This is a genomic window from Pedobacter sp. L105, assembly GCF_009765875.1.
Lineage (GTDB): Bacteria > Bacteroidota > Bacteroidia > Sphingobacteriales > Sphingobacteriaceae > Pedobacter.
On sequence record NZ_LMUP01000004.1, the window covers coordinates 961,909 to 987,548 of the forward strand.

Consider the following 25,640-nt stretch of genomic DNA (forward strand, 5'->3'; position numbering starts at 1 on the left):
CAATTTACCAAAAATTAACTCGCGTATCCAGCTCAACACGTAACATAATAGTTAACCAGTGCTAATATGATGATAACCGTTACTTATAAATCCTGTGATAAACCAATTCCAGTCCTTTTTTCATAGATGGGGTCAGGATAACATCACCCGTTATTTTTTCCCCTGTGATTTTTATCTTCACTACTTTACTTTCAAGAATTGCCTTGCACAAAGTTTCACTAAGATTAGCTACGCCTACTTCAATGATCAACGGTACACGAACTGATTTCAAGATCTCATTTTGGGCAGACAGGTCTATGGTTGTAACAGTTCCATCTTCCAAAGTGATCTCAATAGATTTCATATATTTCAATTCTTTGCCATGTGACCTGATACTGATCAATATACTTTTGGATTCAATAATTCCTGAAAAATCAATAGTATAGGAAAGGTTATTATTGCTGACAACCTGGTCATCCAGATTAAAGGGAGAGATGGTTGTAGTTTTCTTAGATTCACTATACACCTCTTTGAGTTTATAATTATTCAATTCCGTCACATCCAAACTGGATCCCATTATACCGGAAGAAAATCTGAATGTGGCCTTTTCATTATCGTTTACAAAGTAATAAGTTGTGGAAAGCACATGATCATCTACTACTGCTTTAACCTCTGTACCAAAGTTTTCCCTTAATAATTTGATGATATCAGGCCCGTTTTTCTTCGTCTTATTCTTTTTCATCTCATAACTTACCCTGCTCAGTTCATTCAAATCATCATAGTATAAATAGGCAGCGGCAAATAAGTTGTTATTTTCTAAAGGTACAGGAATTGCATCATAGCTGTTTCTGCGCATCCCTATCTGACCGGCAGCAGGTTTCTCATTGAATTTATAATAAGGCAAATCCAGTGCTTTTAAGGTTTGACTGATAGATTGAGACCGAACTACCGTTGTTATGGAGATTAAGAAGAATAGGATACTGATTTTTTTCATTGGGTATATTGATAGGATAGGTATTTAAGATTGCATGATCTTATTCACCGCGAATAAGATCATGCAAAGTAAATTAAAACAATCCCAATTCTGAATTAATTAAAATATCTTAATGCTTACCAAAAAGATAACTTACCCCAACTTTATACTTTTGCATTTGAATTTCATAGCTATTGCCATTATTCGTAATATTAAAAGGAACCGTATATCCAATTGACAGTTCAACATTTTTATGGAGCACTACACCGGCGGAGAATGGAATAGACAAGTTTAAAGAAGAAAAGGTCTCGTAATCATCCCTGTAATTTTTTTGTCCAAAAGAAGTAAGACTAAAATATTCATTCTTGCTATAACTTGGTAAATTCAAATCAAATCCCCCACCAATAAAGAATTTAAGGGAGTTGGTATTATAAATATTGTAGATGATTTGGGGAGAAAATGTAGCAAGATATTGAGTAAAAGAAGCGTCTACAAATGGTTTATCAGTATGGGTTGTTGTTGCAGATACTTCGCTTTTGGCCATTTGAAGGGACACCTGCAATCTTAGAATCAGTTTTCCAATAGCTGGGTTCCCAAACAGATCTATACCGCCTGTTAAAATTGGGGAATAAGACTTTTTGTTAGTCGCTCCCGGGCCGGCAAGATCATTTTGCCCGGTGTACTTTGTCTTGTTTATACTTAATCCTGCTCCGGCAAAGAAGCGGGCCTTTGAATATTTCGACTGAACTGCCTTTTTGTGGTTAATTAGCGCTACAATATCACTTAAATCATTATCCCTGTAATTCAAGGATTCCAATTTTCTTTCAACAGGTAATGAATTGATGTTAAACTTTCTTAGCACCATCAATATTTGCCTCTTGTATTTATCAGTCGTCACAATAACACCCGCATGTTCACGGTCATAAAAAACCTGCCTGCTTAGTTCATAGGGCACAGCATCTTCTCTATCTTTCAGATAATACCTTGTTTTCAGATGATCCCTGTAAGAGAACAGACTTACATTTTGGCCTTTCTGCAGTACCTTTAAAAATACAATGTCCTTCCTGGAACTTGAATCCAGACCAGTTGACAGGTTTGAAATATCTGTAGTACTCATACTGATGTCTACTGTGTATTTCTCGTATGCATCGATATCGCCAATAGCAAATGCAGAACAATCCTTTAATTCAACGACCCTGGGTTTATCTTTCAGATCGGATTTAAAACTAAATGAAACGGGATTAACTCCCCGTTCCTTATAATCAATGTATCCTTTTAAGGTATCTTTAGAAGATGTTACGATATATCCTTTGATATAGTTTGACTGAGCGACAGCCAATACGGGAGCCGATAACAATAAAAACACGAGAAAGCGTTTCATGAATGAATATTTGATTAGAGCGTGAGCTTCGAAAGTATGAATTATTTAGATAAATTTATCTATTGGAACGATTTTAACCTTCAGAAATATTAAATTTATCAATAAAACAACTGGCGTAACTATAGTAAACATAATCATACACATAACAAATAGTCCATCGTTCGTCCTTTAATATAACTTTTTATATCAAACATATTATTTTCCCACAAATCCCTCTGCTCCGTAAAAATTTTATAATTTCGCATTGTAATGGAAAATTTTATTGTCTCCGCCCGTAAGTACCGTCCAGCAGCGTTTGAAACCGTTGTGGGGCAACAGCACATTACGGGGACTTTAAAAAATGCGATTAAGAACAATCAGCTGGCGCAAGCTTTCCTTTTTTGCGGTCCGAGAGGAGTAGGAAAGACTACCTGTGCGCGGATCCTGGCAAAAACTATCAACTGCACCAATCTGACGAATGAAATTGAAGCCTGCGGAGTTTGCGAATCCTGTGTTTCTTTCCAAACAGGGCATTCCTTCAATTTTCATGAACTGGATGCAGCTTCAAACAATTCAGTGGATGATATCCGCAGCCTGATTGAACAAGTGCGTATCCCGCCACAGGCCGGAAAGTATAAAATCTATATCATTGACGAGGTGCACATGCTTTCTGCAAATGCTTTTAATGCATTCCTGAAAACACTGGAAGAACCGCCATCTTATGCGATATTTATTCTGGCCACGACAGAAAAACATAAGATATTACCCACTATCCTTTCCCGCTGTCAGATCTTTGATTTTAACAGGATACAGGTAGAGGATATTTCAGGGCTCCTGAATAAAATCGCTATCCGCGAAAATATCAATGTGGAGGCCGACGGACTGCATATTATTGCCCAAAAGGCTGATGGAGGTTTGCGCGATGCATTATCTATGTTCGACCAGATTGTCAGTTATACCAATAAGAACCTGACCTACAAGTCTGTTATAGATAACCTGAATATCCTGGATTACGATTATTATTTCAGGTTAACACAATACCTGACCAGTGCTGATGTGAGTCAGGCCTTGGTTTTGTTTGACGAAATCCTGAATAATGGTTTTGACGGAAATAATTTCATCAATGGCCTGGCGAGTCACCTCAGAAATTTACTGGTAGGTAAAGATCCCCAAACGGTGAAACTGCTGGAAGTAAGTGAGAACATCAAACAAAAGTATATTGCACAAAGCAGGGAAACGGATGTATCTTTTATCCTCACCGCGTTGAATTTAGCCAATCAGTGTGACCTCACTTATAAAAACAGTAAAAACCAGCGCTTACAGGTAGAGCTGGCGCTCATCAAAATGTGCCATATCCCATCGGTACTGCAACTCGCACAATTACCCCATATAGCTTCTACACCAGCAACTGACACAGATCAGACTAAAAAAAAAACTAGTGTAAAAACTGAAGAGGCACCTGCAGCCGACAGACCGGAACCCTTACCACCGCCATCATCAGGTTTTGTCCAGACAGCTGCAAGGGTTGTCACACCAGTGATCACGATCCCGGATATTTCGCTAACAGATCTGCCTAAGACCATCACCCTGCCGCAAATCCCCGTTACAAATAACGATCGTATTGTGGCTACTCCGAATTTAAGTTCTGCCAATAAGATTGTACTAAAACCTTCTACTCCCGGTACAATCACGGGCGGAACATCCATTCCATCACTCACCGGACCATTGAATGCCGAAGGCGGAATTGACGATAAAGAACCTAAGTATGTGTTTGGAGAGGACAAAGAACCTTTTACCCATGATGAACTGATGGTCTTGTGGAAAGAGTATATACAAAAGACCAAAGAGGAGAATAAGATCAATTTATATACCATCCTGACCACCAATGAGCCTGAGCTCACCAAACCGACTGAGATTACGGTACTGATCACTAACCTGGCTCAGGAAAGTATCCTGCAAAATGAACAGGTAGAGTTTCTTAACTTTTTAAGAACCAGGCTGAAAAATTTTGACGTAGGGATTGTAACCAGGAAGGTGGAAAATAAAATTGAAAACCGGTTGTATACCAGTATTGAAAGATACCATTACCTTGTAGAAAAAAACCCTAAGCTGGAAGATCTCCGTAAACGCTTCAACCTGGATCTGTTGCCTTAAGCCTTGGGGCTGTCGTTGATTGGATAACCTTCTTCATCGAGATCAGTACGTTCATCTTCTGGTGTCCTCGATAAAAATTCATCTTCGGCATCCAGCTCTACAATTTCTCCATCGTCAACATGCATGCCCAGATCATCAAGATCGGCATCAGCCTTATCTTTTTTATTGGCATACTCATCACCTATATAAGGATTGGCTTCATCATAATCAGAATTATCGTCACCGCCATCTGCAGCTGTAGTTTCGTAAGGAAGCGGATGATCATAATCCTTGTCCTTACCTTTTACATCCAGCTCGTAACTATCTTTGTCTTTATTGAAGGTCAGATCGTTGAAATCTTTGGTTTCTCCAAGGTTTGTACCGTGGATTTTATCTGTTGCCCTCTTATCTTCGCCTGTATTATTTTCGTTCGTACTCATGACCTTATGTTTTATGTCAGTATAACGTTACTTAATCTTTATTTGTTTTTGTAATTTACGCGAAAATGAGGCGGTAAAGCCAAATTTTATATATTTGTTTTTTTAATAAGTAAAAATTGAATTCATAATATGTCTGTACAAAAAATTAAAGTAGCCCAGCCAGTTGTAGAGTTAGATGGTGATGAAATGACCCGCATCATCTGGAAATTCATTAAGGATAAACTGATTTTACCTTACCTTGATCTTGATATTAAATATTATGATCTTGGTATAGAATATCGTGATGAAACTAACGACCAGGTAACTATAGATTCTGCTGAAGCCATCAAAAAATATGGTGTAGGTATCAAATGCGCTACCATCACTCCTGATGAAGAACGCGTAAAAGAGTTTGGTTTGAAACAAATGTGGAGATCACCAAACGGAACCATCCGTAATATCCTTGATGGGACTGTTTTCCGTGAGCCAATTGTAATGGGCAATGTTCCCCGTTTGGTACCAAACTGGACTGCTCCAATATGTATCGGCCGTCATGCTTTTGGCGATCAGTACCGTGCTACGGATTTCGTAACTAAAGGAAAAGGTAAACTGACTATTTCATTCACTCCTGAAGATGGAAGTGAAGTTCAGTCTTTTGATGTATATAACTTCCAGGGTGATGGCGTTGCTTTAGCAATGTACAACACTGACGAAAGTATCCGTGGTTTTGCACATGCTTGTTTTAACCAGGCATTGAACAAAAAATGGCCTTTATACTTGTCTACAAAAAACACCATCCTTAAAAAATACGATGGTCGTTTCAAAGATATCTTCCAGGAGATCTATGAAAATGATTTCGTAGCTAAATTCAAAGAAGCAGGTATCACTTATGAGCACCGTTTGATCGATGACATGGTTGCTTCTGCGTTGAAATGGAATGGTAATTTTGTGTGGGCTTGTAAAAACTATGATGGTGATGTACAGTCTGATACTGTTGCACAAGGTTTTGGTTCATTAGGATTGATGACCTCAGTGCTGATTACACCAGACGGAAAAACTATGGAAGCTGAAGCTGCACATGGTACCGTTACACGTCACTACCGTGATCACCAGGCTGGAAAACCAACTTCTACTAACCCTATCGCATCTATCTTTGCATGGACAAGAGGATTAGAATTCCGTGGTGTTTTAGACAACAACCAGGAGCTGATCAATTTCTGCCATACTTTAGAGCAGGTTTGTATCGAAACTGTTGAAAGCGGAAAAATGACTAAAGATCTTGCAGTTTGTATCCACGGCAATAAAGTGGAACATGGTAAAGATTACTTATACACTGAAGAGTTTTTGGCAGCAATTGACGAAAACTTACAGGCAAGATTAGGTTAATCCACCTGATTGATCTGATCAAGATGAACCGCCTCATGTATAAATGAGGCGGTTTTTTTTATGTTCTTGTGTTAATGAAACAAACTCACCGCAGTATCCAATAGTTTTCCCTCCGCGTTTTTGATAACCAGTAAGGTTTGTCCTTTATTTTTGTCATTAACCGGATAATATCCACGCAGCTGATAATATCCAATCTTCAGGTGTAAAAGTGCCGACTGGGGCGCTACATATTTATTTTTATTCTGGCTGATGATCACCTGCTTATCCAGATCAACTGCAGGGCTGATTTCAAAATCGGTGGAAATCCTGTAGTCCCCTTCCGTACTGATCTTAAGGTAACCGTTAAGGTATGTGCCTGCACTGACTGCTTTGATTCCTTTAGCCGGATTACCCAGCATGGCTTTTTCTTCCGTAAGATTTAAGCCTGGTTTTAAGCCGGCCGCTTCAACAGTAGAAGGATTAACCGTTACCTGTTTAACCAGGGCCGTTTGGAATATATGCTGTTCTGTACCTTGCAGGCTTACATCAGCAGAGATCAGGAGACTATCTTTTACCGCAGCTTGTATAACAAGAGGGAAAGGCTTTGAGGCCATCTTCGTATCTGGCCGCGTACCGTCCAGTGTATATTGTATACGGGCATCTTTTAGAGGATGCTTTAAAACGATCCCAATGTTATCTTTATTAGTTACCAGATCTTCCATTCCCTGTACGTTTGGCAGCCGGGCATTTAGGTTCCAGAGTTTAAAAAAGTTATACTGCCCGTACATACTCTGTTCAAACCTGTCGATATTCTTATTTTCCTTTGCTGTCCAGGTGAGTTCTGCAACGGCCAGTGCCCTGGGATAAACCATATATTCCAGATGCTGTAAATTAGGAACTTTTTCTGTCCAGATATTACCTTGCGCCCCCAGAATATAACTGGTTTCATTGGCGGCAAGCGATGCAGAGACCGGTTCGTACTGGTAAACCATCTGCCAGTATACCGGCGGGTTCCAGCCTATAGGTTCCGTAGCTACTTTAGCCTGCGGCGCATCAAAGTACATATAAGGCAATGGGGTCATCACCACAGGGTGATGCATTCTTGCAGCCGCCAATCCTCCTTCTTCACCACGCCAGCTCATCACTGTTGCAGATTCTGCCAATCCCCCTTCCAGGATTTCGTCCCATCCTACCAGCTTTTTGTTTTTGGAAAGCAGGAATTTTTCAATTCTTTTGATAAAATAACTTTGAATTTCCCTTACGTTTTTAAGGTGTTCTTTTTTCATCAGTGCTACAGCAGTAGGGCTATGCAGCCAGTCGTCCATTTCAGCTTCGTCTCCTCCAATATGGATATAGTCATTTGGAAAAAGTTCTATTACTTCTGAGAGTACATCTTCCAGAAACTGGAAAGTATGTTCACTGGGATCATACATCCTTACCCGGTTTTTTGCACCTGTAGAATCCTGGCAGCCCAACTCCGGATAAGCAAATATAGCTGCTTCACTATGTCCCGGCATTTCGATCTCCGGCAGTATAGTGATGTAACGGTCTTTGGCATATTTGATCACCTCACGGATATCTGCCTTGGTATAAAAACCATCCCTGCCGTCATCAACCAGGTTATCCAGCTTCCTGAATTTCCCTTGTTTTGCCCAGTAACTGATTTTAGATCCTACTTCCGTCAGTTTTGGATATTTATCGATTTGAATACGCCAGCCTTCATCATCTGTTAAATGCCAGTGAAAAACATTCAGTTTGTAATGCGCCATCACGTCGATATATTTTTCTACTTCAGCGACCGTAAAAAAATGCCGGCTCACATCGAGGCTTAGTCCGCGCCAGTTGAACCTTGGCTGGTCCTCTACGGTACAGGCTGGAACCCGAAAGAGCATACCCCTGCCCTGCGGCATCAATTGCAAAAGTGACTGGACACCGTAAAATACCCCGGCTCCATTACCACCAATAGTAATTCCACCAGAATTTACCGACAAGGTATAAGCGCCTTCTGCTGAACTTTTATTACTGATCAATTTAATCGCTGTATGCAAGGGAATATGCTGGTAGACATTCACTTTAAAAACCAGGGCATAGGTATCCAGCAAATAGCGCTGAAGATATCTTCCAACAGCTTCACTTTCCTGATCGACACCGATCACGCCCTGACCTTTTAGTACAAAAGCACCTTTGGCAGCAGTGACATGAAGGGGCTGTGGAATAATTGCCAGCTGAGCAGAAGCAGTGTTAATATACAGAAAGACCAGACTGAGTAAAGCTACTAAACGTTTCATTTTACAGGCCTTCATATTTTAACAATGATTTTTTTCTTGTACATCCACCAGATAGGAATAAAAATAAGCAGCACAATAAGTATGGCCGAAGCAAGGGAAGCATTGTTTGGAGATAAATGCGGAACCAGTAGCGCTTCATTTACATAAGCCCAGATATTGGAACGCTGACCGTTTACCGTTGCCGGAATCAATGACAATACTGTAGGCAGCACACCAGCAATTACATAGGCAGTGATGGCGTTACGTCCAAAAGCGATAAATGGTGGAATAAGACGATGGTATCCTTTAATATCGATGATCCAATAGGATAATGAAAGAATGATGATCGCCAGACCTGCTGTTAACAGCACAAAAGAACTGGACCATAATGCTTTGTTAATAGGAAAGAAAATGTTCCATATCTGGGCCAAAATGATCAGCACAACACCAGTACTTAATAACATCGTCAGGTCTTTGCGGGTCTTTAGTTTACCCATTTTTAACCAGGTACCTGTCAGGATACCCAATAAACAAGTTCCAACAGCCGGTAGTGTACCTAACAAACCTTCAGGATCCCATGTTTTGGAGCTTCTCCATAAATGGTTCTCTGTAAATACAAGTCTGTCCAGCCAGGCACCCAGGTTAGTCTCCGGATCCAGGTTAGGCCGGCCAAAACCGGGTACCGGTACAAAGTTCATTAATATATAATATCCAATCAGTAAAATCAGGATAAGGTATACCTGTGTTCTTGTGGTTGTTTTGATATAAATTATAGCACTGATACCAAATACAATGGCAATGCGCGACAACACCCCCGGGATTCTCAGGTGAACAAAATCAAAGTGTGAAATCAGGGAGAGGCACATACCAACCAGAAATATAAGCACCATCCTGCGTAAGGCAGATAAAATGAGCGTACCGTGAAGGGCAGGATCGCTTTTTTTATTTTCCATCGCATAAACAATAGACACGCCTACCATAAATAAGAAAAATGGAAAAACCAGATCTGTGGGTGTACAGCCATTCCATACAGAATGTTCCAGCGGGGCATAAATATGGCTCCAGCTCCCCGGATTATTGACCAGGATCATAGCGGCAACCGTAAATCCCCTGAAAAAATCAAGAGACAACAGACGCGGTCCCTTGGCAGCCTTGGCCCCTTTTACGCTTTCTTGTGTTAGTGTAGCTTCCATAGACGATGTTAAAATGCTTTTTTTGATGATAATAGTTAAAAAATAGCCTGCAGTTAATTATAAGCCCTACTAAGATAAGATTTTATCTATCTTTCTTTTATAAAGTGTAATATATTCTAATAGCTATTCTGGTATGCTCCAGGCCTCTCCAAACGGATTTTTTATAAGCTGCACCCAAGGTTTACTATAAAGAGAATAGCAGTGCTAAAAGTTACATAAAGTATATTTTATACCCATCTCCTTTTTACTACCTTGTTAAAAAATACAGCCTCACCAAATGACAAAAAAATATTACGGTATAACAACCCTTAACGGTCCTGCCGAAGCTACTAAAACCCTTTTAAGTAAAGGGAATAGATGAAGAAAATTTCTACCCTAATATTGGTGATAGCCGCCTGTTCCGGATATGCACAAGTTCGCCAGGATACCACAAAAAAATTAAATGAAGTAGTGATCAGGCCCTATTTTTCTTCACTTCCTTTACTGCGATCAACCGGATCTGTGGGTATTTTAAACCAGGCTATCCTGGATTTGCAACCCAACAGCTCTCTCGTTTCTTCGATGAATACGATACCGGGTGTACGCATGGAAGAACGTTCTCCGGGGAGTTACCGGTTATCACTGAGAGGAAGCCTTTTGCGTTCTCCTTTTGGCGTAAGGGATGTAAAGGTATATTTCGACGACCTCCCTATTACAGATGCAAGCGGCGATACTTATCTGAATGAACTGGACATTTCATCAGTAGGAAATGTGGAAGTATTAAAGGGGCCTCAGAGCAGCATCTATGGTGCAAACTCTGGAGGGGTGGTGCTGATCAACACCCCAGAACTCGCTCCTGACAGTACCAGATTAGGTGCAGATATCAGTGGAGGTTCTTTTGGGTTGTTCCGCGAAAATGTAGTTTTAGGGAAACGATGGAAAGACTATCAGTTTAACTTTACAGAGTCGTACCAGAGGAGTGATGGTTACCGCGATCACAGTGCCATGAGCCGTAAGTACATACAGCTTGATCAGCAATGGGATTATAACCCTGCAGCCAGCCTGAAAGCACTGGTATTTTATTCTGATCTATTTTATCAGACACCAGGCGGGCTTACTGCTGCACAGTATGCGCTGGACCCATCTTTATCCAGACCTGCATCAGCTACAGGGGCTATTCCAAGTGCCATTACACAACAGGCTGCTATTTATACCAAAACGGTTTTTGGCGGTTTAACAAATACCTGGCAGATCAGCCCCAATTTTAAACATGTGTTATCGGTATTTACTTCTTATACCGATTTCAAAAACCCTTTCATCACCAATTATGAGCATAGGATGGAGTTTACCCTTGGATTACGCTCTTATGTAGAATATGAAAAAAAAGCTGATGACGTGAACTGGAAATTTAACCTGGGTGTGGAAAGCGGTACTACTTCAACTGACGACATCAATACAGATAATAATAAAGGGGTTCCTGGAGCACCACAATCTTCTGATAAACTTAAAGCAGCTACTAACTTCGGCTTCGCCAATGTAAACGTTGATCTTTTTAATAAACTGCTATTGGAAATATCAGCCAGTGGAAACCTTTATAAATACCATTACAAGAGTTCTTACCCTGTAGTCATTGCTGAACAGACCAGAAGTTTTGATACCCAGTTTATGCCGAGAGCTGCGCTCTCCTATCTGTTCACTCCTGATTTATCCGTACGGGCATCCGTAAGCAGAGGTTATTCGCCGCCTACGCTGGCAGAGATCAGGGCTACAGATAATGTAATCAACGTTAATTTACAGCCAGAAACCGGATGGAATTATGAAACAGGTTTACGGTTTAAAACTGCCGACAGCCGGGTATTTATTGACCTTACAGGATTTTATTTTAACCAGAAAAACACCATTGTCAGCAGAATGAATCCCGATGAGACACAATATTTTGTCAATGCGGGCGCCACTAAACAGTGGGGGCTGGAAACATCCCTGTCTGCCTGGATCATCCGTCAGAACCATGCGCAATTCATCAGGGGACTGTTACTAACCAATGCTTATACATTAAGTCATTTTAAATTTGACGATTACTTCAGTAACGGCGTAAACCTGTCAGGTAACGATCTTACGGGCGTGCCTAAAGCCATCGTAGTCACCGGACTGGAGTTTCAATTGCCAAAAGGATTTTATGTATTTGCCCAGCACAATTACACTTCTAAATTACCCCTGACAGACGCAAATACAGTTTATGCACCAAAATATCATCTGGTTTCGGGCAAAGTTGGCTGCAGAAGTATAAAGCTCGGCAAAGTTCCTGTAGAAATTTATGCAGGTGTAGATAATTTACTCAACCAGAAATACAGCCTGGGCAATGATTTAAATGCTGTTGGAGGCCGGTATTTCAATGCGGCCGCAACCAGGAATTATTATGCTGGTTTAAGTCTCCATTTATAAATCACAATAGATCCCCATTGGCAACCACGCCGGTTACAATGGGGATTTTTGTTGCCGTTACTCACCTTTTATAACTCATATTTATCTACTATTTCCAGCTCATTGACTACGATCTCTGTCGTATACCGCTGATCTCCGTTTTTATCGGTAAAGGTCTGTGTACTTAATCTTCCTTCTACACGCAGGGCAGTACCCTTTTTCACTATCCCTTCTACCAGGTCTACTTTATGGTTCCAAAAAATCAGGTTGAACCATTGCGTCTGGTCAACCGCTTCACCAAGGCTATTCTTATAAAAGGCATGCACTCCAATGCTTAACCTCACCATTTTTTTGTCGCCGGCAAAACTCATTACTGTCGGCTCTGCACCTGCATACCCCGTTAAACGGACACTGTTTCTTATTTTTTCCATATCATTCAATTCATGTGATTAAAATTTGTTAGCCAAATATGAAAAACCGGAACTCTGTTAGTCGGCAGATAAACGATTATAATCGTTTAAAATAAATTATTTATAAATTAAATATAACTAAAGGTTAACTTTAAATCGATAAAGAATTTATTACCATGGAATATTGCCTGAATTGTGGGCTTCAATTGAGAGGCCGTACTGATAAGAAATTTTGTAACGATCATTGCCGCAGTCACCATAACAATGAGCTCAACAGGAATTACAATGCCGCTTTAAAAGAAATCAACAGCATCCTGAAAAGGAATGCCGGCATTCTTAAGAAGTTAAGTGAAAATGGGGTAACCAAATTGTCCCGGGCCATGCTCAGTGCAGCTGGATTTGATTTTAATTTTTTCACCCATCAGGCGCATGGAGCCAAAGGAGAAGTTTATCATTACTGTTATGGCTATGGGTATATTTTAGTCAATGACGAGGAATTAATACTGACCACTTTTGAGAATGAATAAAGCACATGTCGTTTACGTTTAGTATTTTGGTAGATCAATCACCTAGACCTTAACCAAATGAGTTTTTTAACCGGAGAGTGGAGAAAGCTGGCTTTCGCCAACTACATTATTGACAAAGAGCTTTTGACTCCCTATTTACCCGTAGGGACAGAGCTCGATCTATGGAACGGAGACTGTTATGTCAGTTTGATCGGTTTCCTGTTTAAAAATACGAAGTTACTGGGCTTCAGTATTCCATTTCACGCAAATTTTGAGGAAGTAAACCTGCGGTTTTATGTAAAATATAAAGATGGGGACAGCTGGAAGAGAGGAGTTGTATTTATTAAGGAAATTGTCCCTAAGTTTGCCCTTTCTGTAGTGGCTAACACCATTTACAACGAGAATTATGAAACGATGCCCATGACACACAGCTGGACAGAGGAGGAGGAACAAAGAACAGTAGAATACCGCTGGCGCTGTAAAAACGAATGGCAGTCGTTCGAGGTAACCGCCAATAAAGGACTTTCAGAGATTGCTGCAAATAGTGAAGCAGAGTTTATCACTGAGCATTATTGGGGCTATGCCAGGTACAGCGCTTCAAAGACGAATGAATATGAAGTAAGGCATCCAAAATGGGCTCAGTATAAAGTGAAACATTTTAAGATCGCCGTAGATTTCGGCTTAACTTATGGCCAAAATTTCGAATTTTTAAACCGGCAGAAACCTACCTCGGTGATGCTGGCAGAAGGTTCAGACATTTCTGTAGAAGGTAAAAAAGTAATACATGGCTAATTGCCAATTTTTAATATGATCTCCACAAAAAAAACAGAACTTTTACCAGATAGCACTCAATTGCAGGCCACGTGCAAGGCAATGGCCGTACTTGATGCGATACTTTGTCAGGATTGGGTTTACCGGTACCACTCCTACAATAGTCTCTGGGCTGATGGAGAGGAATTTTTCGAGATGCGCAATGGTGAAGGCGATCAGCTGCTGATGCTTTTTACCAAAGATGGCGCGGTAATCAACGGTTTTTTCTCTGAAGCAGAACAGGACGACAAGATTAAATTGACCGACCAGCTCCCAAATTGCTTTCATGAGTTTATTTTCGGGGAACCCGTACATTCTGCCGGAACAACCTTCTGCTTATGGAAAACAGCCGGGCAGGATTGGAAAACAGGTATCATTGCAGCTAACGATGACCATTCGGCAGAATTATTAAGCCCTTTTGACGGGCAGCCATCCACCTATATGTTATGGGCAACTGATTATTTTAAAGGCAACTATACCGCAAGTGGCATCCCGCTGGATACGGTGACCAGGATTTACAACCAGGAAACACTGACAAAAGAAATGGTTTTATCGCTGGTTGACACCCTGGAAGACTGGGAACAGCTAATAGAAGATCTGGAAGAAATTTCATACCCATATCATATCTGATACTAAAACGTTTTTAGAAGGAGTAACAATCTTATATTTGCCTTAAATTTGCGCTCATATGAAGTTATTGAAACTGATCTCCAATACAAAAACAAGCCTGATCACACTCTGCCTTGGGGGTATTGCCCTGGGCATGACAGAATTCATGATGATGGGTGTGTTGCCGGATGTAGCTAAATCGCTCGCCATCAGTATTCCTGCAGCAGGTAACCTGATTGCAATTTATGCCCTTGGCGTTATTGTGGGTGCCCCGGTAATGGTGGGTGTACTCGGAAAATATCCCCCTAAAAAAGTATTAATAGGTTTGATGATCACCGTAGCCAGTGGAAATATATTGTTTAGTATTGCCCCAACTTATGGCCTTTTGCTGGTCGCACGTTTCCTGGTAGGTTTACCGCATGGCGCATTTTTTGGAATTGGTGCAGTAGTAGCCGCTAAACTGGCCGATCCGGGCAGTGAAGCAAAATCAGTTTCGGTGATGTTTGCCGGTTTAACGATTGCGAATATTATAGGCGTTCCACTGGGCACTTTTATTGGCCATAATTTTAACTGGCGCATATCGTTTGTGGTGATTTCTGCGATCGCGCTGATCACTGCCGCAAGTATTAAACGCTGGTTACCTGCGCTGCCTTCACAGTCTGAAGTTAAGTTTTCTGACAGCCTGAAGGTTTTTAAAAAAGCCGATCTATGGATCATCATCGGGATTTCTGCTATTGGTACCGGTGGTTTATTTGCCTGGATCAGTTATATCGCCCCTTTGATGACTGAAGTAGCTCATTTTAACAGTAACCTGATGACACCTATTATGGTTGTTGCGGGTCTTGGAATGGCTGTGGGAAATTTTACTGGGGGCCGTTTAGCTGACCGGTTTTCCCCGCTTAAAACTACCGCTTATTTATTACTGGTCATGATCATTACCCTGATCCTGGTAGCATTGCTCAGTCAATTTAAAATTGCTGCTTTACTATTAACCTTTGTTACCGGAGGCCTGGCATTTGCTGTGATCGCACCTATGCAGATGCTAATGATCGGCGCTGCTAAAGGAGCAGAAATGCTGGCTTCTTCTGCTATGCAGGCAAGTGCAAATACCGGAAATGCATTAGGTGCTTTTCTGGGTGGTTTGCCTATTGCTGCTGGTTTAGGTTATACTTCTCCGGAATATGTAGGTGCTTCCTTAGCTTTTGTCGGCTTTCTGCTCTGTCTGCTGCTCACCTGGAAGTTCAACGCGCAGGCAAAGATAAAAACGGCTATTGCTTAACCGTTTCCAGCGCTGCTGGTTCTGGTTCGCCTCTTTTCAAATACATGATCAGCATCCCGCCAAGGATAAAGGGAATACTGAGAATTTGTCCCATATTTAATAGCATACCAGCTTCAAAGGCAGACTGGTCTTCTTTGATCGATTCGATCCCCATCCTGAAACAAAAGATCAGAAAGATAACCAATCCAAAGTAGAACCCCGGGGCCTTCGGATATTTTCTGATTAAAAAATAGACGAATGTAAAGATCAGGATATAAGCTATAGCTTCATATAGTTGCGCCGGATGACGTGGAATGTTATCAATTTTTAAAAAGATAAAAGCCCAGCTAACATCAGTAGGTTTTCCGATGATTTCTGAGTTCATCAGGTTTCCCAACCGGATAAAAGTACCTGCCAACGGAACAACCAGTGCGATCTGATCCAGCAGAAACCATAGTTTCAGTTTGAATTTACGGCTAAAAAGGATTAAGCTGATCATGATACCGATACCGCCGCCATGACTTGCCAGTCCTTGGAAACCAGTGATCTTAAAATGAGGGCTAAAGGTAAAGGGAAGGATAATCTCTAGCGGGTGTTGGGAATAATAGGCAAAGTCATAGAACAGGCAATGGCCTAAACGTGCGCCGATCAGCGTTCCTAATACTACATAGACCGTTATAGAATCCATCAGTTCTACATTGACGCCATATTTTATGAATTGCTTTTTAACAACGATATAACTAAAAACAAAAGCAAGCAGGAAACATAAAGAATAATATCGCAGTGCAAAAAATCCTAAATCGATAATGGAATCACTGGGGTTCCATACTATTGTATCTATAACCATGTTTGATCTGCTCATTTGGACGAGCGTTTGCAAATATAGATCATATATAGAGATATGCAATAACGTTGCACGATATGGGGTCGGGAACTGTAATCAAACAATTATGTTTCAATGAAAAACAAATCTTATATTTGATTTCCTAATCAAATAGCTGCATCCTTTATTTTTTATGCTCAACCGGTTCTACACTTATTTTTTACAAATTTTAGTGGTTTTACTCTTTACGGGGCCGGTAGTTTTTGCACAAAAAACCGTTTCCGTGAACGACAGCGTAAATCAGCATATTTTCAATTATAGTGAAATTGAATCGCTGAAAGATGTGAACAATAATTTAAGTTTTAAAGAGATCAGCAGTACTGCATTTGATCACCGCTTTCAGCCCAATTTAAAAAGTACCCCTCAAACAAAAGATTTAACTGCTACTTATTGGTTCAGGATAAAGATAAAACATAACAGCAAAGCCGACAAAAGGTACCTGCTTGAATTTTTCGATCAGACCATTGATCATGTAACGGCCTATCTTCCGCAAAAGGATGGCCATTACCAGATAAAAGAATTTGGGGATACTTTTGATTTTGAACACCGGGAAATACACCATAAGAATTTCGAGTTGTATATCCGCAATGACAATGATGCCACCCAGGTTTATTATTTCAAGTTCAAATCTTCCCAGATCGCAGATGTGATCATTGTACTCCGTACCGTAGACTGGTTCATCTCTTACGCCCTGGATGAGTATTTCTATTTCGGGATCTTTTATGGAATGATCATGGTATTCAGTTTTTATAACCTGATCATGTTTATTGCCATGCGCCAGAGGCAGTACCTTTATTATGTATTGTATAATTTGGGTGTTGGTTTTTTTGAGATGAGTACCGATGGTATCGCGTATCAGTACTTATGGTCGTCCGCTACCCAATGGAACCAGATCGCCTACGCTTTCGCCCTATATGCAACCAGTGTGTTTGCACTACTGTTTACCCGGGAATTATTATTCGTAAAAGCTAAAGCCCCCCGCCTCAACCAGCTGATTGTATATATTATCGGGATAAGAACGGTGATTTTCCTGTACAGCCTTTTCATAGACCGCTCTCTGCTGACCTATAAGTTCATTGAATTTATCCCCCTTGCGGTGGCCTTTGGCACCGGGATTTACATTTATAAAAAGGGTTACAAACCTGCACGCTTCTTCGTGCTTGGCTATAGTTTTCTTTTTGCAGGATTTACCCTGAAATTATTAATCATGATCGGCTTTTCCTGGCTGAGCATTGGTGTAGTGGGTTATTACAGCCTGAGTTTCTGTTTTGTCCTGGAAATGATATTCCTCTCTTTAGCCATAGGCGATAAAGTAAGTATCTTAAAACATAAGAAGGAAAAAGTGCAGCGGCAGATGATCAGGCAAATGGCTGAAAATGCCAAGCTGAAGGATACGCTAAACCTGAAACTGGAAGCCAAGGTAGAAGAGCGTACTAAAGAAGTGTTCCATAAATCACTGATCATAGAGGCTAAAAATGCAGAGCTTCAGGAAGCAAACGACCAGCTAAAACAACAGGCAGAAGAAATTTCCAGGATGAATGTTTTACTGGAGCAGGATAACCAGGAACTGCAATTTAATGTAGAGAAGGTAACGCGCGATCGTGTGATGTCTGCTGATGTCGATTTTGAAGAGTTCAGCAGGATCTATCCGGATAAGGATAGCTGTAACCTGTTTCTTTCAGAACTCAAATGGAAAGATGGTTATGTTTGCCGGAAGTGTAAAAACACACACTATTATAATGGTCATATCCCTTACAGCAGACGCTGCAGCAAATGCGGATATGAGGAATCAGTAACAACTTATACCGTATTTCACAATACCCGTATTCCGATTAATAAAGCTTTTTATATGATCTTCCTGATCTATTCTACCAAAGGAAAAATCTCCTCCCATAAGCTGGCAGAAATACTGAATATTCGCCAAAGTACCTGCTGGACCTACGGATCGAAGATCAAATTACTGATGGAAGAACGGAAGGCCATGCTTAAAAAAGCGAACAAAAATGGCTGGAGCCAGTTGGTTCTGGAGTAATTTTTCACGCTTTTAGCTGGTTTAACCCAGCTTATCATTCCTAAAACGCTCAATTTCTCTATTTATTTCAATCATTTTTAAAGGGTATCAGAGCGTATCGTTTAGCCTGGTAAAGCATCCTGTTAAAGTACCTTTAAGTGCTGTAAATCAGCATTAAAGCTATATTCAAAATCGTGGTAGTAAAGCGTATTGATTTGATCACAAATAACTATATATCAGACACTTATGTAAAATAAATTCATTAAAAAACTTGTTTTAAAGGCTAATTTGAGCTTAACTTTGGTTGTCAATAAAAATTAAACGTAAAGCAAAAATCATGAAGAAAAATTTTACTCTTTTTATGCTTTGTCTCTTATGCGGAATCTCTGTAGCGATGGCACAGGGAATCACCATTAAAGGTCAGGTAAAAGATCAAAAGGGCCTTCCTTTACCGGGTGTTTCGGTAACGGTTAAAGGTTCTAACCAGGGCGTGGTTACGAATAACGATGGTGCATATATTCTTTCTGCTCCGGGGACTGCAACATTGGTTTTCTCTTATATTGGATTTAACACCATAGAGATACCAGTAAATAACCGAAAGAATGTTCCTGCGGTTTTAGCAGACAACAACCAGCAACTGAATGAGGTTATTGTTGTAGGTTATGGTACACAGGTTAAGAAAGACCTCACCACAGCTGTAGTCTCGGTTTCTGCTAAAGATATACAGAACCAGCCCATCACCAATCCTTTACAGGCATTACAGGGAAAAGCAGCCGGTGTGCAGGTATCCTCGCAATCGGGTAAACCGGGATCAGATATATCGATCAGCATCCGTGGCAATACTTCTATCACGGGTTCAAATAGTCCCTTGTATGTAATTGATGGGATTACCTCAAGAGATGCAAGTTTTATTAACCCGAATGATATTGAATCACTTACCGTCTTAAAAGATGCTTCCGCAGCTGCTATATATGGATCAAGTGGTGCTAACGGGGTTATTTTAATCACCACTAAAAAAGGTACCGCAGGTAAACTTAAAATAGGGTTTAATGCTTTTACCGGAATTTCTAACTTCCGTAAAAAAGAAGATGTATTGAACAGTACACAATACATTGCTTTAATGAAAGAAGAAGGTTATACTTCATTTGGCGGCACCCAGAATATGGACTGGCAGGATGAAACCTTCGGAACAGGAAGACAAAACAACTACCAGCTGTCTATAGCGGGCGGCACCAAAGGCGGTCAGTATTATTTCTCTTCCGGCTATCAGCAGGATAAAGGTGTAGTTGCTCCTGCCGTACTGGACAGATATACAGCTAACTTCAGCGGAACGCAGGCAGTTACCAAATGGTTGAAATTTAGCGCTACCGGTGCAATAACTGCAAATAATTCAGTTGACGTACCGGATAACGCAGGAATTACGAAAGGCGGTGTAATTTTAGGTGCCTTAACTACCCCTCCTACCTTAACGATAAAAGACCCTAATGGTCAGTATACTCCGGTACCCGGGGGATATGATAACCCAATTGCCAATGCATTTGGATCAACCAACGAAAACAGGGGAATGAAATTTATAGGTGCTTTTGCAGGTGAAGTTAAAATTACAAATGATCTGTCTTTCAGATCAAGCATCAGTACCAATGTGAACAAAGGTTATTACAATTATTTCCTTGATCCATATGCTACGGTTTATGGCCGTTCACAGAGAGGTGAATATGATAACAATAAAACAGACCAGCACATTATGTTAAATGAGAACATCCTGAGCTACAATAAAACTGTTGGTAAAAATGTTTTTGGTGCAATTGGTGGTTATACGATACAAGAATCAAAATACAAGTACACCAATTTCTCTGAATCACGCTTTATAGATACCGATGGCGGTGCTATTGATCCCTCTATTGCCTTAACAGTTCCTGTACATTCGGAATGGTCTAAACAATCTTACCTCGCAAGATTTACCTATGCCTATGACAGCAAGTACCTGTTTAGCTCAAATTTCAGGGCGGATGGATCCTCACGTTTTGCACCGGGTCACCGCTTTGGTTACTTCCCTTCGCTTTCTGCAGGATGGAGATTGTCCAGTGAAGACTTTTTAAAAGACAGTAAAACGATTAATGATTTAAAAATTCGTGGTAGCTGGGGTAAGGTGGGTAACGATGAAGGTATCGGAGACTATTCTTACTTAAAGTTATACCAAATTACTGCACAAAATTCTTATAATTTGTCGCAGCCTGCTAACGACCAATTGTCGTGGGAAAAAACAACACAAACAAATTTAGGTGTGGATTTAACGATGTTCAACAACAGGGTAACGTTTACCGCTGATGCCTACATCAAAAAAACGAATGACCTTTTAGTGAATGTACAATTGCCTCCTTCAACAGGATTAGGCACGCAGGCACTGAACGTAGGTTCAATGCAGAACAAAGGTTTTGAATTTGTATTGTCTACCAAGAACTTCCAGAAAGACAAATTTACCTGGACAACAGATTTAAACTTCTCCCTTAACAGGAATAAAGTGACCAGCTTAGGTAATGCAACCAGCTCACTGGATTTTGGTTCTATTTACGAACGCGACAATGCAATAAAAGTTGTAGTTGGCAAGCCGCTGGGTAGCTTTTACGGATACGTATTCACAGGTGTGAATCCACAGACCGGTGCCGCGACCTATAAAGACACCAATGGTAATGGAGTTACAGGTTCAGCAGATCCTGCCGACCGCCAGTTTATCGGTTCAGCACAGCCAAGTTTCACCTACGGTGTGAACAATAACCTAACCTATGGCAACTGGGGAGTATCTCTGTTTTTCCAGGGTGTTCAGGGCAGCGAAATGTTTAATGCCACGAAGATCGACCTGGAAAGCATGACGGATTCTAAAAATCAATCTACCGCAGTGTTAAACAGATGGGAGACTCCGGGACAGATCACAGATATTCCTAAAGCATCAGTTGCTTCTTCAGAAAACTCACTGACTTCAAGCAGATTTGTGGAGAACTCTTCTTACCTGCGCCTTAAAACAGCTACCATTTCATACAACTTCGGCAAAGCTGTATTGGGAAGAATGAAGATGGATAAGCTGACTATTTTTGCAACAGGTTATAACGTTTTAACTTTTACAAAATATAGCGGACTTGATCCTGAAGTAAGTCAGAATGGATCAAATACCCCTGCCATGGGTATTGACTATGGAACCTATCCTCAATCAAGAAGTTTCTTACTGGGTGTTAATGTTGGATTTTAAATCTTAGAACAAAATGAACTTAAAAATATATTCACTGATCGCAGCCGGGGCTTTTGTCCTTTCAGTTCAATCTGGCTGTAAAAAAGATTTCCTGAATAAAACACCTATCGACCAGGTGACAGCAGATCAGGCTTTTGTAAACGCCGCAGCTGCAGAGAAATTAATTAAAGGGATGTACGATGGGATGTACACAGAATACAATATCTGGGATTACCAGATCATGGGTGATGTAGCAGCCGATAACTGTTATGCAGGCGGGGATAACCAGGCCAATATCCAGATCGATCTCTTTACTTCGAACTCTACCAATGGTAATGTGACCCGGGACTGGACCGATCTGTATGTTGACATTAAAAATGCCAACGAGGTTTTATCCAATGTACCTAATATTAAAGATCCAGCATTGGATGCCGGAAACAGAAGGAACCAGATCCTGGCAGAAGCAAGAGGATTACGCGCTTACCAGTATTTTAACCTGGTAAGGTTGTTTGGGCCCGTACCGCTGGTATTGACCACTGCTTCTAGCATTGCAGAAACACAGCCTTTTAAAGCTTCAGTTGCTGAAGTATACGCACAGATCATTTCCGACCTGGAATTTACGGTTGCCAATGCGAGTACTACAGGCGCCACAAAAGGTATCATTACCAAAGGGGTTGCGAATGCCATCCTTGCTAAAGTATATGCTTCACAACCTACGCCAGACTGGACAAAGGTAAACCAGTATTGCGACGCAACGATCGCAGGAGGATATTCCCTGTATTCGGATTTCAGTGGTTTATTTGATGCTGCGAACAAGAACAATTCTGAGTCTATCTGGGAACTGCAGTTTGACGGTTACAGCGGACAGCATGGTAACTGGATGCCAAGTGTAATTACGGGAACAGGTTATAAAAGATTTGATACCCCAACCAATGACCTGGTAGCCGCTTTCGACAATGAAGGCGATTTGATCCGTAAAAACGCAAGTATTTCATTTAAGGATGTAAGTACTGAAGGCTGGTCGGATAATTACTGGACAAAGTCTAACTATCCTTTTGTAAATAAATACAGGGCAGATGATAAAAGTGATAACTATATCATCCGTTTGGCTGATATCCTGCTCTTAAAAGCAGAAGCATTAAATGAACTGAGCGGAGCTGGATGGTCGCAATCAAAGGTTTTGGTTGACCAGATCAGGGCCCGTGTAAAGTTAGCAGGAACGCCGGCAACGGATCAGGCTTCTATGCGCCTGGCGATTGAAAAAGAACGCAGGCTGGAACTGGCTTTTGAAGGTCAAAGATGGTTTGATCTCTTGAGAACAAACAGGGCAATTACGGTGATGAATGCACAGAAAGATGGTGCGGGTAATTCATTGAACTACAATGTGACTACTGCTAAATTGCTTTTCCCAATCCCTCAGACGGAACTGGACAGGAACCCGAATATAAATACGATAAAATAGTTACTTTTATGGTTCACCATTCACACCAAAGGCTGTTTATTCAGCCTTTGGTGTGTTAAACCAAATATAATATGGCTCTTAAAAGCAAACTAATGTTCTTGTTATTTTGCGGATATCTCACCGCAAATGCCCAAACGGATACCAAAACCAAGGTAGAAGACCTCCTTAAAAAAATGACACTGGAAGAAAAAGTAGGCCAGATGACACAGGTTACCCTTGATGTGATCGGTAAAGGCTCCAGCCGTTATGCCAGCGATGAACCTTTTGCCCTGGATGAAGCAAAAATGGAGAAAGCCTTGGTACAATATAAACTCGGTTCTGTGTTGAATACCTCAAACAACAGGGCCAGAACACCGCAGGAATGGTATGCGATCATTACCAATATCCAGCAGGTAGCAATGAAAAAAACAAAAAATGGCATCCCGGTATTGTACGGTATCGATGCCATCCACGGGGAAACCTATACCGCCGGAGCTACACTTTTTCCACAGCAAATTGGACAGGCAGCTACCTATAACAGGAGCCTGGTGAGAAGGGGTGCCGAGATATCTGCTTATGAGACCCGTGCCAGTTCCATTCCATGGGCTTTCTCTCCTCTTTTAGACCTGGGTGCTGACCCACGCTTCCCCCGTCAGTGGGAAAGTTTTGGTGAAGATCCTTACCTGGTTGGCCAGATGGGTGCCCAGGCTGTAAAAGGTTTGGAAGGAGAAAATAACGATGTAGCTAACCCTTATCATGTAGCTTCTTCTGTGAAACATTTTTTGGGTTATCAGACCGCAGTTTCAGGAAAAGACAGAACACCTTCTTTTATATCCGATCAGGCTTTAAGGGAATACCATATCCCTCCGTTTAAGGCAGCTATCGATGCAGGTGCAAAAACAATCATGATCAATTCAGGTATCATCAACGGGATACCGGTACATGCCAACTACAATATTTTAACCAAACTCTTAAAAGAAGAATTAGGATTTAAAGGTTTAGCAGTTACTGATTGGGGCGATATTGAGAACCTTAATCAAAGGGACCATGTAGCAAAGGACAATAAAGATGCGGTGAGGATTGCCATTAATGCAGGTATAGATATGTCTATGGTGCCTTATAATTATGAGCCTTTTTGCGATGACCTGATTGCCCTTGTTAAAGAAGGTAAAGTAAAGATGGAACGCATCGACGATGCCGTAAGAAGGATCTTAACACTAAAGTATGAATTAAACCTGTTCAACAAGCCAACCACCAATCCTAAAGACTACCCTAAATTTGGCAGTAAAGAATTCGAGCAGGCCTCTTACCAGACCGCAGCAGAGTCTATTACGCTTTTAAAAAACAATGATAGTGCCTTGCCTTTAAGTAAATCCGTAAAGATCCTGGTTACAGGTCCTAATGCCAATTCCATGAGAACGCTCGACGGTGCCTGGAGTTATTCCTGGCAGGGAGAGAAAGTGGAACAGTTTGCAACTAAATATCATACGATCTTAAAAGCTTTGGAACTTAAAGCCGGAAAGGAAAATGTAAGTTATGTTCCCGGAGTAAGCTATAAAATGGATGGTAAGTATTTTGAGGAATATGCCGATAAGCTGGATGAAGCCGTTACCGCAGCAAAAGATGCAGATGTTATTGTTCTGTGCCTGGGTGAAAATTCTTACACGGAAACACCTGGAAATTTAAGTGATCTTTATTTGTCAGACCTTCAAACTGAACTGGCACAAAAACTCGCTGCTACCGGTAAGAAGATCATTTTAGTACTCAACGAAGGCCGGCCGCGGCTGATCAGTAAGTTTGAGCACAAAATGAGTGCAGTAGTACAGTCTTACCTTCCGGGAAGTTTTGGCGGTGATGCCATTGCAGATGTTCTTTTGGGAACGGTTAATCCTTCAGGAAGACTTCCTTACACGTATCCGCAGTTCCCTAATGCATTATTTACTTATTACCATAAACCTTCAGAGTCAAGGTCGACCACAGAAGGAGTGTATAATTACGATGCAGATTATAATCCGCAATATGTTTTTGGACAGGGTTTAAGTTACACCACGTTTAAATACAGTCCAATCAAATTAAGCACAACCTCCCTGAAGAAAGGAGAAACGTTAACGGTAACTGTGGAAGTAAGCAATACAGGTAAAGTTGAAGGTAAAGAAAGTGTCTTGTTGTTTACCAGTGATCTTGTAGCGACGCTAATCACCCCTGACGCTAAACGCCTCAGGGCTTTCGACAAAATTAACCTGAAAGCCGGAGAGACGAAAACAGTGACTTTTCATATTAGCCCGGATGACATCGGCTTTATTAATGCGGATGGCAAAAAGGTAACCGAAGAAGGTGCATTTACTATTCAGATTGCCGACCAGAAAATCAATTTTAATTATACCCCCTAACGGCTTTATC

General features: G+C 41.0%; 18 protein-coding genes. 11 read left to right on the plus strand and 7 right to left on the minus strand.

The window, feature by feature from the left end; all coding sequences use genetic code 11:
* Window positions 1-79: 79 nt before the first annotated feature.
* Together GSQ84_RS09310 and GSQ84_RS09315 are read right to left on the minus strand one after the other, a co-directional pair.
* Entirely contained in the window at window positions 80-973 is an 894-nt protein-coding gene (locus GSQ84_RS09310; RefSeq protein WP_158796952.1) for a hypothetical protein, read from the minus strand.
* Window positions 974-1,082: 109 nt separating this feature from the next.
* Entirely contained in the window at window positions 1,083-2,333 is a 1,251-nt protein-coding gene (locus tag GSQ84_RS09315; protein WP_158796953.1) for a hypothetical protein, read from the minus strand.
* A gap of 249 nt (window positions 2,334-2,582) precedes the next feature.
* On the opposite strand from GSQ84_RS09315, the gene GSQ84_RS09320 reads away from it, so the two are divergent.
* On the plus strand, window positions 2,583-4,466 hold the full coding sequence (locus tag GSQ84_RS09320; protein ID WP_158796954.1) for a DNA polymerase III subunit gamma/tau: 1,884 nt from the start codon (window positions 2,583-2,585) through the stop codon (window positions 4,464-4,466).
* On the opposite strand, the gene GSQ84_RS09325 is transcribed toward GSQ84_RS09320, so the two are convergent.
* Window positions 4,463-4,885 (minus strand): hypothetical protein, encoded by a 423-nt coding sequence (locus GSQ84_RS09325; RefSeq protein ID WP_158796955.1) that lies wholly within the window; start codon window positions 4,883-4,885, stop codon window positions 4,463-4,465. The genes GSQ84_RS09320 and GSQ84_RS09325 overlap by 4 nt on opposite strands.
* 129 nt (window positions 4,886-5,014) lie before the next feature.
* Here GSQ84_RS09325 and GSQ84_RS09330 point away from each other — a divergent pair, with 129 nt between their 5' ends.
* On the plus strand, window positions 5,015-6,250 hold the full coding sequence (locus GSQ84_RS09330) for an isocitrate dehydrogenase (NADP(+)) (protein WP_158796956.1): 1,236 nt from the start codon (window positions 5,015-5,017) through the stop codon (window positions 6,248-6,250).
* Window positions 6,251-6,321: 71 nt separating this feature from the next.
* On the opposite strand, the gene GSQ84_RS09335 is transcribed toward GSQ84_RS09330, so the two are convergent.
* Both GSQ84_RS09335 and GSQ84_RS09340 read right to left on the minus strand, forming a co-directional pair.
* Window positions 6,322-8,517, minus strand: a complete 2,196-nt coding sequence (locus GSQ84_RS09335; RefSeq protein ID WP_158796957.1) for a beta-N-acetylhexosaminidase — start codon at window positions 8,515-8,517, stop codon at window positions 6,322-6,324.
* 11 nt (window positions 8,518-8,528) lie between these two features.
* Window positions 8,529-9,689 (minus strand): acyltransferase family protein, encoded by a 1,161-nt coding sequence (locus GSQ84_RS09340; RefSeq protein WP_158796958.1) that lies wholly within the window; start codon window positions 9,687-9,689, stop codon window positions 8,529-8,531.
* A 357-nt stretch (window positions 9,690-10,046) separates the two neighbouring features.
* On the opposite strand from GSQ84_RS09340, the gene GSQ84_RS09345 reads away from it, so the two are divergent.
* Window positions 10,047-12,110 carry a TonB-dependent receptor gene (locus tag GSQ84_RS09345; protein ID WP_158796959.1) on the plus strand — a complete coding sequence of 688 codons (2,064 nt, stop codon included), beginning with the start codon at window positions 10,047-10,049 and terminating at the stop codon, window positions 12,108-12,110.
* Window positions 12,111-12,178: 68 nt separating this feature from the next.
* Here GSQ84_RS09345 and GSQ84_RS09350 read toward each other — a convergent pair whose 3' ends face one another.
* Entirely contained in the window at window positions 12,179-12,520 is a 342-nt protein-coding gene (locus GSQ84_RS09350; protein WP_158796960.1) for a single-stranded DNA-binding protein, read from the minus strand.
* A 155-nt stretch (window positions 12,521-12,675) separates the two neighbouring features.
* Between GSQ84_RS09350 and GSQ84_RS09355 the strand changes: the two genes are divergently transcribed.
* The 4 genes from GSQ84_RS09355 to GSQ84_RS09370 are packed head-to-tail and all read left to right on the plus strand — an operon-like array spanning window position 12,676 to window position 15,703.
* Entirely contained in the window at window positions 12,676-13,026 is a 351-nt protein-coding gene (locus tag GSQ84_RS09355) for a hypothetical protein (RefSeq protein ID WP_158796961.1), read from the plus strand.
* 57 nt (window positions 13,027-13,083) lie between these two features.
* Window positions 13,084-13,797, plus strand: a complete 714-nt coding sequence (locus GSQ84_RS09360) for a YqjF family protein (RefSeq protein ID WP_158796962.1) — start codon at window positions 13,084-13,086, stop codon at window positions 13,795-13,797.
* A 15-nt stretch (window positions 13,798-13,812) separates the two neighbouring features.
* A complete protein-coding gene (locus GSQ84_RS09365) occupies window positions 13,813-14,445 on the plus strand; it encodes a hypothetical protein (protein ID WP_158796963.1) in 633 nt (210 codons plus the stop codon).
* 58 nt (window positions 14,446-14,503) lie between these two features.
* A complete protein-coding gene (locus tag GSQ84_RS09370) occupies window positions 14,504-15,703 on the plus strand; it encodes an MFS transporter (protein WP_158796964.1) in 1,200 nt (399 codons plus the stop codon).
* Here GSQ84_RS09370 and lgt read toward each other — a convergent pair.
* A complete protein-coding gene (lgt, locus tag GSQ84_RS09375) occupies window positions 15,693-16,544 on the minus strand; it encodes a prolipoprotein diacylglyceryl transferase (RefSeq protein ID WP_254070814.1) in 852 nt (283 codons plus the stop codon). The two genes, GSQ84_RS09370 and lgt, sit on opposite strands and share 11 nt — an antisense overlap.
* A 193-nt stretch (window positions 16,545-16,737) precedes the next feature.
* On the opposite strand from lgt, the gene GSQ84_RS09380 reads away from it, so the two are divergent.
* The 4 genes from GSQ84_RS09380 (at window position 16,738) to GSQ84_RS09395 (ending at window position 25,630) form a co-directional block, all read left to right on the plus strand.
* The gene (locus tag GSQ84_RS09380) at window positions 16,738-18,597 is read left to right on the plus strand and encodes a 7TM diverse intracellular signaling domain-containing protein (RefSeq protein ID WP_254070815.1); all 1,860 of its coding nucleotides are present in this window, start codon (window positions 16,738-16,740) and stop codon (window positions 18,595-18,597) included.
* 316 nt (window positions 18,598-18,913) lie between these two features.
* The gene (locus GSQ84_RS09385; protein ID WP_158796966.1) at window positions 18,914-21,820 is read left to right on the plus strand and encodes a TonB-dependent receptor; all 2,907 of its coding nucleotides are present in this window, start codon (window positions 18,914-18,916) and stop codon (window positions 21,818-21,820) included.
* A 13-nt stretch (window positions 21,821-21,833) separates the two neighbouring features.
* Window positions 21,834-23,261: a RagB/SusD family nutrient uptake outer membrane protein gene (locus tag GSQ84_RS09390; RefSeq protein ID WP_158796967.1), complete on the plus strand. Its 1,428-nt coding sequence runs from the start codon at window positions 21,834-21,836 to the stop codon at window positions 23,259-23,261.
* A 92-nt stretch (window positions 23,262-23,353) separates the two neighbouring features.
* Complete coding sequence (locus GSQ84_RS09395) at window positions 23,354-25,630, plus strand: glycoside hydrolase family 3 N-terminal domain-containing protein (protein ID WP_254070816.1); 2,277 nt, start codon at window positions 23,354-23,356, stop codon at window positions 25,628-25,630.
* The last annotated feature ends 10 nt before the right edge of the window (window positions 25,631-25,640 follow it).